Here is an 18923-nt window from a genome sequence, read left to right on the forward strand (position 1 = left end):
AAGCAGTTTTGTAGTGTCAAAAACGAACAAAATGAAACATTTATTACTTATTGTATGTTTTTTAATGCATACATTATTAATTGCACAAACTACTATTGCAGGAAAAGTAACTGATACTAAAGGGAATCCTATTGAAGGGGCAAATATATATTTAGAAGGAACTTATGACGGAACTTCTTCTAATGCAAAAGGAGATTTTTCGTTTACTACTTCTGAAACAGGAAAGCAAACTTTGGTTGTATCTTTTATTTCTTTTGAAACGTGTATAAAAACAGGAGATGTTTCCACATTCACAAACATGAAAATTGTTCTTCGTGAAGATGTAACCACCTTAGATGCTGTGACAATTAATGCTGGAACTTTTGAAGCAGGAGATAATGCGAAAGTAACCGCTTTAAAACCGTTAGATGTAGTAACAACAGCAAGTGCTTTGGGAGATTTTGTTGGAGCCTTGCAAACATTACCAGGAACCTCTTCGGTTAGTGAAGATGGACGTTTATTTGTTCGCGGAGGGGAAGCGGATGAAACACAAATTTTTATTGATGGAATTCGAGTGTTTACTCCGTATAGTCCTTCGGCACGTAACATTCCTACACGTGGTCGATTTTCTCCATTTTTATTTAAAGGAATTACATTTTCTACAGGAGGATATTCAGCAGAATATGGTCAAGCACTATCGAGTGTTTTATTACTAAACACGAATGACGAAGCAATAAAAGAGAAGACAGACATCTCACTAATGACAGTTGGTTTAGGAGTAGGAAACACGCAAGTATTTGGAAAAAACTCACTAAGTGTGAACGCTTCGTATATCAATTTAGCACCTTATCAAAAATTATTTCCCGATAGGAATACTTGGAACAAACCAGTGCAATCATTAAATGGTGAAGCTGTATATCGTTGTAGATTTAAAAATGAGTCTTTGTTAAAATTATATGGAGCATATAGTTATACTGATTTTGATATGATTCAAGATGATATTAATTATAAAGACGGATTTCGTTTTGGATTGAAAAATAGAAACTTATATTTCAACGGATCCTATAAACAACATTTAGCTAATAACTGGACAGTTTCAGGAGGGGTGTCGTTTACTAATGATAATTCAAAGATGAATATATTGGATGATAAGGTTGTAGATAATGAAAACTCAGCTCATGTTAAGGCAACGTTGAAAAAGAGATTTTCAAACCGATTTAAACTGAATTTTGGTGCAGAATATTTCATAACCGATTTCTCTGAAGATTATAGAAGCGAAACGAATGGAAATACTACGTACGGATTTGACAATAATATTTTTGGAAGTTTTATTGAAGCAGATATCTTTTTTAGTAAAAAGTTAGCAACGAAAGTAGGAGTACGCATGGAAAACTCTGAATTGTTAGATGAGTTCACCATTTCACCAAGAGCTTCTATAGCTTATAAACCGGGAGAAAACGCACAGTTTTCATTTGCTTACGGACGCTTTTATCAAAATCCGAAAAATGAATACCTAAAATTCAACATGCAATTTAAAGCAGAGAATACTTCTCATTTTATAGCAAATTATCAATATGTTAAAAACAAACAAATTTTAAGAATAGAAGGATATTATAAAAAGTATCAAGATTTAGTAAAATATGATACTGATAGAGCATTACCCTATTCAAATTTCTCAAACTTAGGAGAAGGGTATTCAAAAGGAATAGATATTTTTTGGAGAGATAATAAAAATGTAAAAAATACAGATTATTGGGTTTCCTATTCGTTTTTAGATACAGAAAGAGATTATAAAAACTACCCAGTAAAAGCTACACCAAACTTTGCATCAAAACACAACTTATCAGTCGTAGCAAAACATTGGATTGCAGATTGGAAAAGTCAAGTAGGAATGAGTTATAATTTTGCATCTGGACGAAGTTATACAAACCCTAATAAAGGTGGCTTTTTAAATCAAAAAACAAAGAGTTATAATTCTGTAAGCTTAAATTGGGCATACTTAATTAGTCAGCAAAAAATCTTGTATTTCTCAGTAAATAATGTGTTAGGAACACAAAATGTGTTTGGATATAATTATAAAAACACACCCAATCCAGCTGGGACTTTTAATCGACAAGCTATAATACCATCAGCGGATAGTTTCTTCTTTGTAGGATTCTTTTGGACGATTAGTGATAATAAAAAGGATAATCAGTTAAATAACTTATAACAACAATTCAGTAATTAAAAATAACGATTCAGTATTCTTTTTTATATAATTAACGAAAATCAAAAGATATTTGAATAGTCAAAATAAAATCAATTTTTCTAAAATAAATACGAGACAGATGAAAAAAACAATTTTAACAATGATAATTTTATTTGGGTGCTTAACAGCTATGGTAGCTCAAAATACACATGCAGTTTCAATTGATTTTAAAGGAATAAAATCAGATAAAGGCGCATTATTTGTGGCGTTATACAATACGGAGAAAAGTTTTTTAAAAGAAGGGTATAAGGGAGAGGTTGTAAAGATAACTAATAAAAAGGCGAGGGTTGAGTTTCACGATATTCCAAAAGGAACATATGCGGTTTCTTGCTTTCACGATACAAATGATAATAAAAAAATGGATACAAATTTTATAGGAATACCAAAAGAGCCAATAGGAGTTTCTAACGATGCAAAAGGATTTATGGGGCCTCCAAGATATAAAGACGCCAAATTTTTGGTAAATAAAGACATGTCATTAGTGATTAATATAAATTAACAAAAGAAGAATTAGTTACTTGATAGAGTATTTAATGAATATACCCTACTTCCCGTAGAGTAATAAAAACAAAACAATTAAGATTAAAAAGATGAAAAAAATAATCACATTAGTTCTATTAGTATTAACAATAAGTATTTCAGCACAAAGTAAATACGAAAAAGGAATGGTAAAGGCATTTGAGTTATGGGGAGCAAATAAAACAACGGAAGCAGCTCAATTATTCGAACGTATTTCTAAAGCAGAAAAAGACAACTGGTTGCCGTCTTATTACGCAGGAATGATTAACATTTTAGAAAGTTTTCAAATAAAAGAAGAAGCAACGTTAATAGCTAAATTAAATAAGGCACAAGAGTTTTTAGATACCGCTAAATCAATTTCACCAGAAAACCCAGAAATATTAATTACACAGGCATTATTACATGTTTCATATATGGCTTTTGATGGGCAGAAGTACGGGATGACTATGTCGATGAAAAATGCGGCGTTGTATGAAAAAGCACTAAAATTAGCACCTAACAATCCGAGAGTTATTTTAAGTAAAGCAGAGTCAGATATGGGAGCAGCACGTTTTTTTGGTCAATCTACAGAACCTTTTTGTAATAACGTAAAAAGAGCTATTGAGTTGGGAAAGGAAGAAAAAATAAAAGAAAAATTTTATCCTAAGTTTAATGTACAAAGAGCAGAACAGGTGTTGAAAAAGTGTATGAAGTCCTAATACTTTTGTACCAACTGAATTAATAAGTTAAAAGAATCTTCATCAGCTACCCATTTTTTATACTTTTTAAAAGGGAGTTGTTGAAGGTTTTTTGTTGGATATAATTGATGAAAAATAGTAAGTGCAGCTAAAAAGCTTCCAGCAGTAGAAGGATGGAAGTTATCTAGACCGTATAAAGATTCTTTATCTTTATAGGTATTGTATTCTTTCCAAATTTTTCCCGCAGGAAATAACAAAGCATGTGGGGAACTATACGAAAGATTGGTAAGTAAAGAAAAGAATAAAAACGAACACTTATTTCCGTAGCAAATAAATTATTAAAACAAGTATTTTCAATTGTAAAAAGCGGTTTACCTTACGACGAGAATTTTGTATCTAAATTAAGCTAAAAAGATTTGGTTTTTAACTTAATTATTTGATATACAAAGCTTTTTGATATTTGTTAATTAGTTCTTTCATCTTTACATTGAAATTTTTATTGTTAATTCCAATTAATTCATCGGTAGTTTTTAAATAACTTTCCAATCTGTTTTTACGACCTGCATTAATTAGTTTTGTAATTCCTTCTTTTCCCTTTTTTGCTTCAATTTCAAGAGCAATAATTCCGGACATTGTAGAACGTACGGAAATTTCAGGTGCTATATCGTTGAAAATTTTTTTATTTTTGCTGAAAATTTCAAAGAGATTAGCATTAGGGTTTTTTATTAGGTAATCTTTTAACTTTGTTATAAGTCTTTTGTTTGTAATCATTTCACCTTTCTTGTCTGTGTAGTAAGCATTTCCCCACGCGTAGGCAATTCCTTCCTCGGTAATCCAATTGCGGTTTTCACGTTTGTTAATTTTCCCAGAATAGTAATGGAATATATCGTGAGAAAAGTCTTCGTTGTTCATTACTGCAAAAATTGTTTTACAGTCTACACCATAACCATCTCGATATTTTCCGTTTGAAAAAAGTGAATATCCAAAACTTAAGAGTTTTGATATCTCTTGGAAATTATCAGTCATATAAAAGTCTAACTTCTCAGGTTTTAACCCTAATTTCATAGCTATCTCAGAATTTTTTTTATTGAATAGTTTTGCTCTTTCTATGTTAAGATTATCTCTAAAATGATAAGTGATATTACCAATAACTTGTGTTTTCCAGTAGCGAGTCAAATAATCAATTGGAACTGAAAATGTAAATTTATTTCCCTCTTTTGTTGCAATTAAATTAAAGATATATAGAAGAGTAGGGTTGGATTTAGGTTTCTGATGAGTGTATGAAATGGAAATAAAATAATCATTATTTGATATTGGATATAAATTTATCAATCGTTTATCTTGAAGTTTTGAAGTCGTACTATCCTTCTTGGTTTCGTAGCTTATCAATTCCTGAAGCTGTGATTGAGTTAGTTCTGCTCTTTTAGGGGTTAACAGACTTTTATTTATTTTGCCTTTTGTTATTTCTGAAAAAAATGACTCCAAACTTTGATTGAAATTCTGTTTTGAAATCGAATCCATAGGGTTATACAAAAACCTTGGAATTATAACTGCTTCTTGGGCAAATAATGTTGTAAGAGCAAAAAATAATATTATAGTTAAAGTGTTTTTTAGCATTTCTTATATCTTAAATGTTGCGTAACGCTCTAGGTGTGAGGAAAGTGAAACACTAGTCTCACGGAGAACTATAATTGCGCCTCATTCGTTATACAACTTGTTGTAATCGGTAATTATTTATTTGTTAATGAGTCTATTTTAGCTTTGATGTCAACTACTTCTTCAGGAATCCAGTCAAAAGATTTATCTAATTTATATGCCTTTTGTTTTAGTTTTAAAGCTTCTTTGTAATTGCCTAATTTTAACATTAAATCAGCTTTAGAATCATAAGGATTAGCATTTTTAGGTTCGCATCTAATGAAGTTATCAAAAGCTTCATTTGCTTTGTCAAATTCATTGTTGTTTATGTAAGCATACCCTAAAATATTATATCCAGAACCATAGTCTTTATCTAACTCAACTGATTTTTTTCCTGCTTTAATAGCTAAACTTGGATTTTTTCTAAAAAGTAAAAAGCAAATGCTATGATGAAGATATTTGTCAGACGGACTTAACTCTGTTAGTTCAAATAATTTAGCTTCATAAATATCATCAGGATTGTTTAACCTAAATTCGGTTGCATCAACTAACATCTGTTCTTCTTTGGAAACTAAATGCTTATATCTTTTCGCAAGTTGATGATTTTGTTTTTTTATTGAATCGTCTTGAGAATACATTGATATAAAGTTGTACATTCTAACGAAGCTGCTATCTAACTTAATAGCTTTTTCATAATGTTCCACAGGATTTCCATTTATTCCATTTTGAACTAAAAATCTTGCTTTTTCAAAATGTTCTCTCGCCTTTTCAGATGAAGTGGTAATTGGTATAGTTTTGTGTGTGACTACTTTTTTGTCCATTTTATCATTTTTACAAGATGTTAGTAATAAAACAACCATAAAGGCAATTATTTTCATATGGTAAAATTAATCTAGTTTGGGTTTATTGGTTACAACTTGTTATATAAGAAGTAAAACTACTTTTATCCCTTGTATACATATGATAATCGGAAGCTTTAGTAATTTTATTCTTTTTCATGAACTAAATATAGTAAAAAATCCCAAGTTACTAACTTGGGATTTTGCGGTATTAATAATTATCTATTTCTGTAGCAGCTTCTTGGGCGTTTTACTCTTTTATAATTTTACAGGTAAGAGTTTTGTCCTTGGTTTTAATATCAACAAAATACATTCCTTTAGGAGCTGATTTTAAATTGATATTCACATTTTTTTGTTTGGCGGTTTGTTGTAAAACTGTTTGCCCTAAAAAGTTTCGTACTGTATAGGTAAACGGAGCACAGTCTTCACACTTGATATTCACCATACCTTTTGTTGGGTTTGGATATAAGCTAAAGGTATCATTGGTTTGTGAAGTGTTATCGGTTGTTTCAAACATTCTAGCAGTAGTATTTGCAGATAGATTAATCACAGCACTTACCCCTTTATGGTCAGAAGGCCAAGGTAGTTGGTCAGCTTCAAAGGTCTCGTTTTGTGTGTTTGCGGTACTCGATACATTGTTAACATACGATGCTTTTGGACCTACAATGGCAGCGTTAGTTGCAGAAAGGGTAGAACCTCGGTAAAAAATATAGTCAATACGATCTCTCTCGTCAGCTTCTGGTGTCCAGCTAGTACTTCCAACACCTGTAGCTACTGAAGGCCATGTGATACCAGGATTGGCAACTTCATCAGGATATACTTCCCTAAAAGCATCAACAAAGCCATTATTTTCTAAAGTTTTGGTCGTATGCCAAGGGAATACCACTCCGTGGTGGTCAAACATATTTGCTTGTCTTGCTGTCCAGTCTAAGTGCGATGGTTCGTTAAAATCACCTACCAAAATTATTGGACGAGTTTCATTTTTTATATGATTGATAAACGAAGCAATTTGCTCATCTCTTCGTGAACCTAAATTTTGTTCTGAAATGATAGCAGGATCGGTAACTGGTTGTGGATCTTGGTTGGCAGCTCCTATTTTACTCCATCCTGTATAAGGTGAAGAACCTCCACAGTTGTATCCTCTTGGAAGATAGGTAGCGTAATACGTATAATCTAAGTGTGCGGTTGCTACCACAATGCTTTGTCCGTTAACATCTACATCAAAAACAGAAATCGCTCCAAGGTTCGTACCCGATGAGGTGATAGGGTATTTACTAATGATAGAAACATCACCACTGGCATAACCTCTGTGATAGTTTAAGCCAATAGCCGCAAGATTGTTTACAATTTTAGTGGTCCAATCACCCGTATAGTTTCTCACTTCGCTAAAACATACAATATCCGGATTCACGTTGGCAATGACATCTCTGATATAGGTCATTCCGTTAGGTACCGAAGTTCCTTCTTGCCAAATATTAAATTGCAATACTTTAAGACTGTTGGTGTTACGAACAGTAACATAGCTTGTTTTAGTAATGGTATTACTACCTGTGGTATTGCTTGCGGTTAAAGTAACATTATAAGTTCCTTCTGTATTGTAGGTCACTACCGGATTTTGAGCAGTACTCGTAGTAGGAGTCCCTCCTTCAAATGTCCAATTCCAAGAGGTAGGATTGTTCGTAGAACTATCTGTAAAAGAAATTTGTTGTCCTGAAATAATAGAAGAGGTGTTTGAAGTGAAGTTAGCTACTGGAGCTCCTGATTGAATTAAGGTACCGCTGATATTAATCTCCGCAGCTGAAGTATAATTTCCACCATTAATATCAGAAGTAGCAACTAAGCGAACATATTGTCCTTGTTTTTTAGGAAAACTAACCGTTTTTTCTGTTTGATTGGAAGCGAAGGTTCCAGTCGCAACAGCAGCTCCCCAATTAGAAGGGGTATCACTTACATAAATTTGATAATCGGCAATTGTACCGTTGGTTCCTGTTTGACGAGGTAAGTATTTTAACTCACAGACATCGTAGATACCGTTTAAGTTAATTTGAATTTCATGTGGGTGTGTAGGTTGACTAGCACTCCATTCGGTATGCCAAATAGTTGACGTATCCCCATCAAAAGCATTGGTAGCTACTCCGTTTTCACCTGATGTTTCTTGGCTGTCTACATACTGTAAACTCCATCCAGATTGTGAAATAGGAGTACAGGTTGGAGTTTCTGTACCAACCTTAAAACTTGAAGAAGCTAATACCGTGTATCCGTCATTTTTAAAAAAATACACTTTATAAGTTCCAATATTTGGTAAACCAGCTGAAAAGGTAACCGTACCATTTTTAAGTTTTTTGGTAGCACTTTGTTTTCCGTTTACATATAACCAATCAATAGAGCTTACAATACTAGGTGTATCACCTTGATTATAAATACCAATCCAGTCTTTTGCATTGCCAGGACCGTCAGAAAAATTGATAGTAATAGCTTCGTTAGGTGTATAAGTGGTTTTTGAAGGATTTACACTTTGTGCGTGTAACTTGATAAGGCTTCCTATTAATAAGAAGCAGACAAAAATAATAGTTTTTCTCATGGGGGTTAAATTAGTTTGATTTATAGAATCTCATCTACAGAAATAGTTAATTGATTAAGCATCAAATGTATAAACTAATCATTTACATGAGTGAAGAGAGCGTAAACGGTTTGTTAAGTCATTGTTATTTTTGTAGTTGTAGATAACAATCCTTAGTATGTTTAATTAAAATATTAGAGTAGGGGAAGTTATTTGTTTTTATGATCTAAGCTCAATTTCCATAGCTCTTTTATAAAAGTCAGTAAACTCTTTTTCGTTATACTTAACTCTCATGGCAGCTAAAACATCTGGTAAACCCAAACTAAACCAATCCCAAAGCATGGTGTCAAAATTGTATTTATACATTTGCTTTTCTACTTCTGTTCTTATTTTCATTATTTCAGAGTCAGAAAAACCATGTTTATTAAGTAATTGGTTTATTTTAATGTCTTCCTCCGGAGTGTTTTCTGTATCAAGGTAAGGTTCTAGTAACCAATTCCAGTTTTTTGTTTCTTTAAAAGTAGCTATGTTATTTCTTTCTGTAAATTCTTTAAGAGATTCGGCATGTTCTCTTGAAATAAATATAACTTCATCACCAATTTTAATTAATGGAGGATAGGATTGATGGCAAATAGCAGTTATTTCATTAGCTTTAATTTTTTTATTAGGGAACACAAATGATGGTTTAAATGGGTATGCTAAAATTTCAATTTCAGTTTTTAAGATTTTAGATTCTCCAATGCCACAAATCATATTATCTATTTCATAATTAGAAGCCCCAAAAAAGGCTCCTTTTTTACTAAATATTTTCTTTAAAAACTTCAGCATTTTTGGTTTAGCTTTACTCGTTTAAGTCATTGACTAACTTTCTAGAAATAACTGTGTCGTAAATTATTTTTAGCTTAGTTATTTTGTTTTCAGAATTAAGTTCAATAATATCAACAACATCAAACTCTACTTTTTCATTGTTTTTTAAAGTCCATTTATAGGTAAAGTATAGTGCTAAATTGTTAGAATCATTTTGTTCAAAAATCCCTTTTAGGAAAAGCTCAGAATTAGAAGTGTCATTATTTAATTCACGATAAAATTCGTCTGCTTTTTTAATTCCATAGATAGGAGACTCAACAATTCCGTTATTACTAAACAGGTTAATTACCTTTTCTATATTTCCATTTTCTAGGTGTTCTAGGTATTTTTTTGCTATTTTATTTTTATTCATCGTTAAATATTAGTTTTTAAAAGTTGTTTTTAGTTTCTTCCAATTCTATTGCTCTTTCAATAATCATTTCCATAATTTTTTCATTATTCACAAGTTTGAAATAATTAGGGAAGTTGGCTTCGGCAAAATTTTACAGTGTTATTTTCATACAGTACTTTTTAGAATGGTAGTAATTAGAGCAACTTGTGTACAACTGAATAATAAACAGTATTGGCTAGTATGACTACGAATATAAAAACAATTGCTACGAAAACAAACTACTTTTTATAGGCTACTACCTACGGTATACATTTGATACTTGTAATTAATAATAAAACATTAGATTAAACAAAATGGAAGAGCAAGTTGCTATTTTAAAAAATGAGGATTATTCTTTTAGAGAACTTAATGGTGGTGTTGCAATTTTAGACTACATAGGAAAGTCTACTGATGTTGTTATACCTAATAATATTAACAACAAACCTTTAAAGTATATATTAAGGAAAGCTTTTGATAACAAAGGGCTGAAAGCTGTAGTTTTACCAAAATTTTTAGAGTATATAGATGAGGATGCTTTTTATAAAAATGAAATTAAAGAGCTGGTAATTCCTTCAAAAGTTACAGAAATTAGAGGAGGGGCTTTTGGAAGAAATAAGATTGAAAAACTTGTTATTGAAGCACCAATTACAACGATTCATATGTTTTGCTTTGTAGGAAATGCACTTACGAGTATAGATTTACCAGAATCGGTAACTACATTGTATAACGATTGTTTTACTGAAAATAATTTTGAAGAACTTACAATTCCAGAACACATAACAACCCTAGGGAGCGACTCCTTTAAGGATAGCAAGAGGTTAAAAAAGGTAAATATGCCTCAAAAATTAGAAGGTAGTATTACTGGAGCCTTTAGAGGATCAGATATTGAAAATATTGATTTTGTGTTGTACTAGATGGTGTTGATTGGAGTTAATAAAAAACAGTCACTTTATTAAGTTAAGGTGACTGTTTTTATATTCAGTTGATTACTGAGCTTCATTGTATTTAAAACAAGAATAGGTTTTAAAAGGAAAATAGCGAACTGAAGTTCGCTAATAAAAATTTAGTTACCTGGTTCAGGTATACAGTTGCAATTCTCATCAAAACCATAGCCTTCTTGACAAGGTCTAGTGAAAACTCCACAGTTTTCATTTCCCCCGTTAATAGATTGTTGTTCCTGTTTGTTTAAAACAGCACCTAAGCTTGAAATGTTCTTTAACATAATTTTGAGTTTTAAATTTATCAAACTTATGAATAAATAAAAATGAAAAAATGAAATAAACCGTAATAAAAGTACGGTAAAACCTTATTTAACAGAAGTTAACAATTATCTAGAATTTAAAAATATAAATGAGGTTAACAAACTATCATTTTCTACTTAGAAACTCAAATTGGCTATTACGGTCCAGATTATAAGAGGTTACGCTATCTATTTTATTGTCTATTACGTTTTTTAATCAGTTTTAATCACTGATATATTTTTAGTAGAATACTTATTTTCAATTAATTTTTTTTCTAGTTCAAATTTGGATTCTAATTCATTGACATCTATTTCATCTTTTTGGAACTCTATTTCTAGGTCTAAATTAAGCATCATTTCTTCCAATAATTTAAGATAATATTCAGCGGTTTCATATTGGGATAATTTTCTAAGATTAATTAAATTGTTATAAATAGAATTATGAGAGTATTCTGATACGTTTTTAGATATTAATTCATTTGATATTATTGTTTCTAATAAATCAGGATATGGAATAGGGTTGTTTGCTTTCACAGATTCTAATTTTTCTTTTGTATAGTTAACAGTATCCTGTTCAAATTTAAGTATTGTTTTATTTAGATTATTAGAATATTCACTTGTATTAGCTAAAATTAATTTAGCAGTGTGTAAAAGCTTTATAGTGTCTTCTTTTTCTTTATTTCTAATACCTGAATTAGTTAGCCAAATAGCAATTAAAACACCCGCTAGGGTTGCTATTAAAGTTAGAATAAATGAAATCCATTCGTTTTTACTGATTCTTATTAATTTAATTTTCATTAATCTTTATTGTTTTTTATAAAGTATAAGGATTGTTACTTGTTTTGGGGGCCTAATTTAGTAAATGTAAACTGAATATATTCAGAAGCAGGAGAGTACAAGCAGTTATTTATAACCAATATTATTTTGTCAATACCCAGTTTATTAGGTCTTTTTTGTCTACAATAGCCCAACTATGAGGATGTCGTTCACCATTTGCTCTATACCCTTTGTTTGTGGTTGGTATATACTCAACATTATTAAAACCTTTAGTTTTTAGACTCTCATATAATTTTTTGATATAGAAGGCATTCATTTGGTCATAATCAGCCATTCTATTCTTTTTCCACCATAAAGTATCAGGTTCTGTGTAAAGTCTAATCTTAGTGTTTTTTAGTTTCTTTATGTTAGAAATATTGTCTGTACTAGAGGTAAATATAGCCTTCTCCTCGTATTTTTTAATACTGTCTTTAGGGTTGCCAAAGTTATTACCTAATGTTTCTAATAGCCAAGTACTTTCTAAAATTGAAGGCTCTGAAAAGTTTCGTTCTATATTTTTTTCTGAAGATTTATACAAAGCAACCAAATCTATTGGAGAATCTACTATAAATACTCCTTTTGGATCGATATAAAATTGTTTCTTCCCAATAATATAATTGCTTATTAGAAGACTAACAACTCCACCACTAGAAAAACCTCCAATAATAATATTGTCAGTTGGTAATTGATTTTCTGTAATTATAGTTTGTAAACTTTTAGCAAGTTGTTGTTTTTCGTTTTCTTCAAGCCATAATTTCTGATTAAGATTAGAAAGTATAACCGCAATATTATTTTCTCTAGCGATATCAAGAATTTTAAACTCTCTTTTAATGTCTTTAGCAACTTCTGGGTAACCTCCAAACAAAATTAAAACCGCCTTAATTTCTTTAGTTGGTTTATAAAGTTCGTAATCTTCTTTTATAAGCTCGGTAAACTCAAATTTTTCAGGAGTTACTTGTTGTTTTTCTTGTTTGCTCTGCTTACAGGAAGTAAATACAATAAAAGCTAGAATTAAAATTATTGTAAGTTTTTTCATTTGTAATAAATGTTTTATTATGATTTTGTTATCGAGAAATAAATATAGTTTAAGATTAAGAGAGTTAGGTCTTTAAACTTATAGATTAAGTTTTACTTTTATTTTTTGCACAATGAATTAGCTACCGTTTTTATTTCCTTTAGTTCAAATTTCGTTTCGTTTTTCCATTCCACATCATATATTCCTCCGCCTTCATCTATTTTAGCTGCTTTAAAGTTAAATGATTTTAGGAACAAGGTTAGACCTGTAATTCCATCATAAGGATATCCGCAGGCATAGAGTTCAAGTCGTACTTTTTATGGAGTCATTGTTATGCAACGTATTTATATAACATTATCAGAATATGCTCTTTTTATAAAATAAAGTCCTTTATCTGAAATAATAAATTTTCTTTTGTTATTATCAATTTGAGATTCAATGAGTCCTAAAGATAAGAACTGTTCAATTATATTTTTACTTTCTCTATTTAAAGAATTACTATCTGTAAGGTATTTGTTAATCATATGTAAACTATTTACAAACTCATAAACAATATTCTGAGGTGTACTATTATATTCAGTATAATAATTTTTGAATTGGTTATTGTTTTCTTTGGACTCATATCTCAATTCTTGAATTTTTCTGTCTTTCTCATTTAAAGATTTCTCAAGAGATAATAATTGATTTTTTAGTTTTGTATTTTCATCATTAAAGTTCTCTATTCTTGACTCCTGTAATGATTTTTCTTCTTCTAATTTTTTGATTTTCTTATTTAAATCTGATTTTTCTTTGAAATCCGATTTTAAATTTTCTAATTCAATCTCACTGGTTGCTACCGATTTTTTGCCAGTTATATCTAAGAGTTTATTCTTATATAAATTTTCATTTCTTTGACTCAACGCGTAAAAAGTAAGTTTATCGAAAATCATCATGATGTAAGGAAGAATACCTATATAAAATATAGCGATTGCTAACGGGATATATAATACTTGAGATAGATGATTAAAATTTTTGGCAATGTAATCAATTCTATCTTCTATTTTTTTATCTGAAATTATAAGTACCATAATCGGCTTCCAGTTGATAGCAATAAAAGATATTATAAAAGTGCCGATGAATGGGTTTTTTAACCTTTCTTCTGAAGATTTGAAAATAGAATTGAATATATCTTTCATCTAAATATTTTTATAGTATAACTAGTTTATATACGTAATAAAATTACCAATACGCATTTTACACAGTAGAATAAATGGAAGATATAGCAATTTTATTTACACTCTCAAATATAAAAAAAGTAAGATAAAAAAGTGTAACTTTTTTATCGGGTCGACACCCCAAGCCTAATCGGGTCGACACTCCCTCGGTAAGGGGAACGATGCTCCCCGCCTAAGGGGAGTGCCATTCACTGCCTAAGGAGAGCAACTTCAAACAACAAAAAAGGTAAAATATTCGTATTGTGTAGAAAAATGTTTGTTAGGTGCTGTGGTGTATAAAGAAGTCATTAAAAAAAACAAATACACCCCAAAGAGAGGTGTATTAAAGTGTAAATTTTTATAAACAGTTAATTTAACAGCTTACAAAAGCACAGGTGTTCTCTTTTGTTTCAATTTGCAGCGTAAGTGAGAGTCGTGTAATTGTTTTTATACTAAAGGTTCTGCTTTAAAACCTTTACTTTTTACAATAGCAATTACTTCATCCGTAGTAATTCCTTTAGAACTTACGGTAAGAACTTTATCATCAAAATTAGTATCTACATTCCAATGGCAAATACCTTCAGCATTGTCTAAATCAGCTTGAACTTTTGATACACATCCTCCGCAGTTAAGGTTTGTTTTGAATTTTAACTCTTTATTATTTTCCATTATATTAAAAATTTATTAGTTATTGAATACTGTAAATTTCAGCACAACGGGACTGTTTGTTGTTATACTATTTTAAGATTGATTTGTGAGATTTACAGATTTACTTATTAAGTGAGATTTAAAACGTTCCGACACTTGTTAGTGCTGAAACACTTGTTACTTTTTCCATTTTAATCGTAAGCTATTGGTAACTACACTAACACTACTCATAGCCATGGCTGCACCAGCAATCATAGGATTTAATAAGAAACCATTAATTGGGTATAAAATACCAGCAGCAATAGGTATACCAATAAGGTTATAAATAAATGCCCAAAATAGGTTTTGTTTAATGGTAGCTACCGTTTGTTTTGATAGTTTTATGGCTTGTGGTATCTTACTTAGGTCAGATGATATAATGGTCATTTTAGCAACATCCATCGCAATATCACTACCTTTTCCCATGGCAATACTTACATCAGCAGTAGCTAGGGCAGTACTGTCGTTAATACCATCACCCACCATAGCAACGGTTTTTCCTTGTTGCTGTAACTCTTTTACAAAATCGGCTTTATGTTGTGGTAACACTTCAGCTTTATAATGTTGAATACCTGTTTCTTCAGCAATTGATTTTGCAGTAGCTTCGTTGTCACCTGTAAGCATGTATAATTCAATATTCATAGCCTGTAACTCTTTAATAGCTTGTACCGAGGTTTCTTTTATTTTGTCTGAAATAGCAAGTACAGAAAGTGCTTCTTTACTATTAGCAAACCAAATAACAGTTTTAGCCTGTTTGCTCCATCCGTCTGCCTGTTTTAAAAGTTCTTCCGCTATGGTAACTTTATTTTCTACTAATAGTTTTTTATTACCTACAAAAAAGGTTTTTCCATCATAATCAGCCTTAGCACCCTTACCCGTAATACTGTCGAAATTTGTTAGTGGGGTAGTGGCAGTATCTCCTAAAAACTTTACAACTGCTTCTGCTAATGGGTGTTCAGATTTTTTCTCAATACTTAAAAGAATGTTCTTAGCAGTATTATTATTCTGTAACCAAGATATACCAGTTACCTCTGGTTTTCCCTCGGTAATAGTTCCTGTTTTATCTAAAATAATAGCATTTACTTTTTTAGCAGATTCAAGGCTTTCAGCATCTTTAATTAAAATACCTTTTTCGGCACCTTTACCAACGCCCACCATAATAGCGGTAGGAGTAGCAAGACCTAAAGCACAAGGACATGCAATAACCAATACGGTGATGGCAGCTAACAATCCTTGAACCACTCCGTTATCACCCCCTAAAATAAACCATATAATAAATGTAATCACAGCAATACTCATAACTACAGGTACGAAAATACCTGCAATTTTGTCAACCAATTTTTGTACAGGAGCTTTACTACCTTGTGCATCTTGTACCATTTTAATAATTTGAGCCAACATGGTTTCTTTTCCAACCTTAAGAGCTTTGAATTGAAAACTTCCTTTTTGATTGATGGTTCCTGCAAACACTTTTTCATTTTCTTCTTTTAGCACAGGCACAGGTTCGCCACTTAACATGCTTTCATCTACATAAGAGCTTCCTGTAATAACAATACCGTCTACCGCAATTTTTTCTCCTGGTTTGACAAGAATAGTATCATTTACGTTCACTTCTTCAATAGGGGTTTGTTTTTCCATTCCGTCAGGTTGTATCACAACCACAGTTTTAGGTTGTAAGCCCATCAATTTCTTAATGGCAGATGAGGTGTTTCCTTTGGCTTTTTCTTCCAATAGCTTTCCTAACAGAATAAATGCGATGATAACCGAAGCAGCCTCAAAATATACATGTGCTTCTAATCCTCTAGATTCCCAAAACTTAGGAAACAACATGTTAAATACACTAAATATATACGCTATACCTGTACTTAAAGCGACCAAAGTGTCCATGTTTGCAGAACGATGTTTGGCTTGTTTCCATGCATTGATAAAAAAGTCTTTACCAAACCATAATAACACAGGGGTAGAGAAGGCCCACATAATAGGGTTGGCGTAAGGCATGTTCATAAAAAACATACCAATAACAACTACAGGCAGCGAAAGTAGTACCGACCACATGGTATTGGTTTTTAGTTGCTTGAACTTCTTTTCATGAATAGCTTCGAGGGTTTCTTGTTGTTTGGTTTCGTCTTCAATTAGCAAATCATAACCCGCACCTTGTACTGCTTTTTGCAGTTTTGTAGCATTGGTTATGTTTGGAAGATATTCTACCGTTAAATTTCCACTAGCAAAATTTACCGAAGCATTTACTACACCTGGTTCGTAGCTAACAATACTTTCAGCACTTCCTGCACAAGAGGCGCAAGTCATACCTAATACTGGAAATACTTTTTTAACAGTGGTTACACCGTAGCCCAAATCTTTTATAGCGGTAACGGCGTTTGCAAGAACTTCTTCGTTAGTAACCGTAATAGCAGCTCTTTGGTTGTTTAGTTCTACTTTGTGGGTTTCAATTCCCTCAACATGTGCTAATCCTTTTTCAACGATTAAAGCACAGTGTTCACTTTCCACACCTTCTAGAGGTAGGTAAATGATATCTTTATTGTTATTTGTTGCCATTTTTTTACTGTATTAATTGTACAGTACAAAGTTGGCATTAAGTTAGAGGAAATTTATTGTGGAATTTTGGAATTGATTTATAAGATTTACACCTCGTCTAATGGTTTTCTTCTGTCTTTACGGATTTTTTTAAAGTGACTTGGCGTTAATCCTGTAACTTTTTTAAACTGATTGCTTAAATATGCTACGCTTGAATAGTGTAAACGAAAGGCAATTTCACTTAAGGATAATTCATCGTAAACGAGTAACTCTTTTACCTTTTCTATTTTTTGAGCAATAAAATACTTTTCAATAGTAGTACCTTCTACTTCAGAAAAAAGATTGGATAAGTAATTATAATCGTGATGTAGTTCGTTGCTTAATAGTTCAGATAGATTGATTTTTGTTTCACTGTCTTGATGGTGTACCAAATTGATGATTAAGTTTTTTATCTTTTCAATAATGCGACTTTTTTTATCATCAATAATCTCGAAGCCTAAATCAAGTAAAATCTTGTCCAGACTTTCTTTTTCATCTGAAGTAAGTTCTTTTTCTAGTATAACCTCACCTAATTTAATGTTTTTTACGCGAATACCTAATTTATCTAATTCATTTTGAATGACTAGGATACAGCGATTGCAAACCATATTTTTAATAGTGAGCGTCATAGTATTTTTATTATAGTTTGTTAGGTTTACAAAGATAGGAATAAGTGCTTGCTATAAATCAAAAACGGTTTCAATTTCTGCAATTCTATACCCTTGTGATTTTACAAACTCACTTTCTTCACTAGTTGGGTTTATAACAGGGTTTGTATGGTTGAAGTGAATAAAGATAATTTTGTTCTTTTCTTGTTTACTTAAATCTTTAAATTTTTCTAAGCTTTCAATAATAAAAGGATGTGGTATTTGGCTAATATCTCTACTGTTTATTTCTTTTCCACTATAAAAAGTAGCATCTAAAAAAGCATAGTCTACTTTTTTAATTTCATCAATAATGTTTTTGTCCCATTTTTCCCATTTGTCAATATCAGGAATAAACAAAGCACTTTTATTAGGACCAGTTATGCGATAGCCCACGGTTTCTGAATATTCGTCTCTATGAGGAACCATAAGTGGAGTAACCTTAATGTTTTTGGTTAGTTCAATTGTTTTTTCATTTTTTATTGGATAGAGCGCTATGTTTTTTCGTGTGATTAATTGATTCCAAGGTCCATTTTCAGATAAGAACTCTTTCATTCTAGGCATTGTATATACAGGTGTATTGTCAGCATCCATAGCTTCTTTACCTAAATACATTAAACCAGTGTAGTGTCCTATATGAGCATGTGTTAAAAAGATTCCATCTGCAATTTCTTTGTCACTACCATCTTCTAGTTTGGTAAGTGTTTTCATTTGTGTTGCAATATCAGGAGTTGCTTCAAACAAATAAGTTTTATGGTGTTGCTTGTCAATTACTCCTAATGAGGTTACCTGTCTTTTTTTATCAGGATTCTTAAAAAGGTTAGCACAACACTCTTTTTTACATGCAATTTGTGGAGAGCCTGCATCTTGAATAGTTCCTAAAATAACAATAGCGGTATTGCTCTTACTTTGTTTTGTAGGGGTGTTTGTTTTTGATGTTTTCTTTGAAGATGTATTACCAGTACATGAAAGGATAAGGAGAGCAATGAAAAGAATACAGTATTTATTCATATTATAACTTGTTGGTACTAATGTGTTTTGATTATTAGTTAAAAGTACA

The 18923-nt window shown here is 31.3% G+C and carries 18 protein-coding genes and 1 pseudogene; 5 read left to right on the forward strand and 14 right to left on the reverse strand.

Going from position 1 to position 18923, the window contains the following annotated elements:
* Positions 1-31 precede the first annotated feature (31 nt).
* From D6T69_RS06645 to D6T69_RS06655, 3 genes are all read left to right on the forward strand, one after another.
* Positions 32-2188, forward strand: coding sequence for a TonB-dependent receptor (locus tag D6T69_RS06645; RefSeq protein WP_125067001.1), 2157 nt, complete (start codon positions 32-34; stop codon positions 2186-2188).
* Between the two features lie 118 nt (positions 2189-2306).
* The gene (locus tag D6T69_RS06650; RefSeq protein WP_125067002.1) at positions 2307-2726 is read left to right on the forward strand and encodes a DUF2141 domain-containing protein; all 420 of its coding nucleotides are present in this window, start codon (positions 2307-2309) and stop codon (positions 2724-2726) included.
* Between the two features lie 91 nt (positions 2727-2817).
* Positions 2818-3444 carry a tetratricopeptide repeat protein gene (locus D6T69_RS06655; RefSeq protein WP_125067003.1) on the forward strand — a complete coding sequence of 209 codons (627 nt, stop codon included), beginning with the start codon at positions 2818-2820 and terminating at the stop codon, positions 3442-3444.
* Here D6T69_RS06655 and D6T69_RS06660 read toward each other — a convergent pair.
* Positions 3441-3680: a hypothetical protein gene (locus D6T69_RS06660; protein ID WP_125067004.1), complete on the reverse strand. Its 240-nt coding sequence runs from the start codon at positions 3678-3680 to the stop codon at positions 3441-3443. The two genes, D6T69_RS06655 and D6T69_RS06660, sit on opposite strands and share 4 nt — an antisense overlap.
* On the opposite strand from D6T69_RS06660, the pseudogene D6T69_RS16085 reads away from it, so the two are divergent.
* Positions 3676-3833 (forward strand): annotated as a pseudogene (locus D6T69_RS16085) (IS110 family transposase); the annotation flags it as partial. The gene D6T69_RS06660 and the pseudogene D6T69_RS16085 overlap by 5 nt on opposite strands.
* Positions 3834-3855: 22 nt before the next feature.
* On the opposite strand, the gene D6T69_RS06665 reads toward D6T69_RS16085, so the two are convergent.
* The 5 genes from D6T69_RS06665 to D6T69_RS06685 all read right to left on the reverse strand — a co-directional run bounded on the left by D6T69_RS06665 (position 3856) and on the right by D6T69_RS06685 (position 9676).
* Entirely contained in the window at positions 3856-5040 is a 1185-nt protein-coding gene (locus D6T69_RS06665; protein WP_125067005.1) for a hypothetical protein, read from the reverse strand.
* 113 nt (positions 5041-5153) lie between these two features.
* Positions 5154-5936, reverse strand: coding sequence for a tetratricopeptide repeat protein (locus D6T69_RS06670; protein ID WP_125067006.1), 783 nt, complete (start codon positions 5934-5936; stop codon positions 5154-5156).
* Between the two features lie 211 nt (positions 5937-6147).
* Positions 6148-8478 carry a discoidin domain-containing protein gene (locus D6T69_RS06675; protein ID WP_125067007.1) on the reverse strand — a complete coding sequence of 777 codons (2331 nt, stop codon included), beginning with the start codon at positions 8476-8478 and terminating at the stop codon, positions 6148-6150.
* A gap of 198 nt (positions 8479-8676) precedes the next feature.
* Positions 8677-9285, reverse strand: coding sequence for a hypothetical protein (locus D6T69_RS06680; RefSeq protein WP_125067008.1), 609 nt, complete (start codon positions 9283-9285; stop codon positions 8677-8679).
* Between the two features lie 13 nt (positions 9286-9298).
* On the reverse strand, positions 9299-9676 hold the full coding sequence (locus D6T69_RS06685) for a nuclear transport factor 2 family protein (protein ID WP_125067009.1): 378 nt from the start codon (positions 9674-9676) through the stop codon (positions 9299-9301).
* 332 nt (positions 9677-10008) lie between these two features.
* Between D6T69_RS06685 and D6T69_RS06690 the strand changes: the two genes are divergently transcribed.
* Positions 10009-10608, forward strand: a complete 600-nt coding sequence (locus D6T69_RS06690) for a leucine-rich repeat domain-containing protein (protein ID WP_125067010.1) — start codon at positions 10009-10011, stop codon at positions 10606-10608.
* Between the two features lie 149 nt (positions 10609-10757).
* Here D6T69_RS06690 and D6T69_RS15965 read toward each other — a convergent pair whose 3' ends face one another.
* From D6T69_RS15965 to D6T69_RS06725, 8 genes are all read right to left on the reverse strand, one after another.
* The gene (locus tag D6T69_RS15965) at positions 10758-10916 is read right to left on the reverse strand and encodes a hypothetical protein (RefSeq protein WP_164506698.1); all 159 of its coding nucleotides are present in this window, start codon (positions 10914-10916) and stop codon (positions 10758-10760) included.
* Positions 10917-11147: 231 nt separating this feature from the next.
* Positions 11148-11732: a hypothetical protein gene (locus tag D6T69_RS06695; protein ID WP_125067011.1), complete on the reverse strand. Its 585-nt coding sequence runs from the start codon at positions 11730-11732 to the stop codon at positions 11148-11150.
* 121 nt (positions 11733-11853) lie between these two features.
* Positions 11854-12786, reverse strand: a complete 933-nt coding sequence (locus tag D6T69_RS06700; protein ID WP_125067012.1) for a hypothetical protein — start codon at positions 12784-12786, stop codon at positions 11854-11856.
* 323 nt (positions 12787-13109) lie between these two features.
* A complete protein-coding gene (locus D6T69_RS06705) occupies positions 13110-13940 on the reverse strand; it encodes a hypothetical protein (RefSeq protein WP_125067013.1) in 831 nt (276 codons plus the stop codon).
* A gap of 465 nt (positions 13941-14405) precedes the next feature.
* Entirely contained in the window at positions 14406-14627 is a 222-nt protein-coding gene (locus D6T69_RS06710; RefSeq protein ID WP_125067014.1) for a heavy-metal-associated domain-containing protein, read from the reverse strand.
* A gap of 156 nt (positions 14628-14783) precedes the next feature.
* On the reverse strand, positions 14784-17201 hold the full coding sequence (locus D6T69_RS06715) for a heavy metal translocating P-type ATPase (protein ID WP_125067015.1): 2418 nt from the start codon (positions 17199-17201) through the stop codon (positions 14784-14786).
* 86 nt (positions 17202-17287) lie between these two features.
* Complete coding sequence (locus tag D6T69_RS06720) at positions 17288-17848, reverse strand: helix-turn-helix domain-containing protein (protein WP_125067016.1); 561 nt, start codon at positions 17846-17848, stop codon at positions 17288-17290.
* 51 nt (positions 17849-17899) lie between these two features.
* On the reverse strand, positions 17900-18874 hold the full coding sequence (locus tag D6T69_RS06725) for an MBL fold metallo-hydrolase (protein ID WP_125067017.1): 975 nt from the start codon (positions 18872-18874) through the stop codon (positions 17900-17902).
* Positions 18875-18923 lie beyond the last annotated feature (49 nt).

The sequence above is a fragment of the Tenacibaculum singaporense genome (assembly GCF_003867015.1).
GTDB lineage: Bacteria > Bacteroidota > Bacteroidia > Flavobacteriales > Flavobacteriaceae > Polaribacter > Polaribacter singaporensis.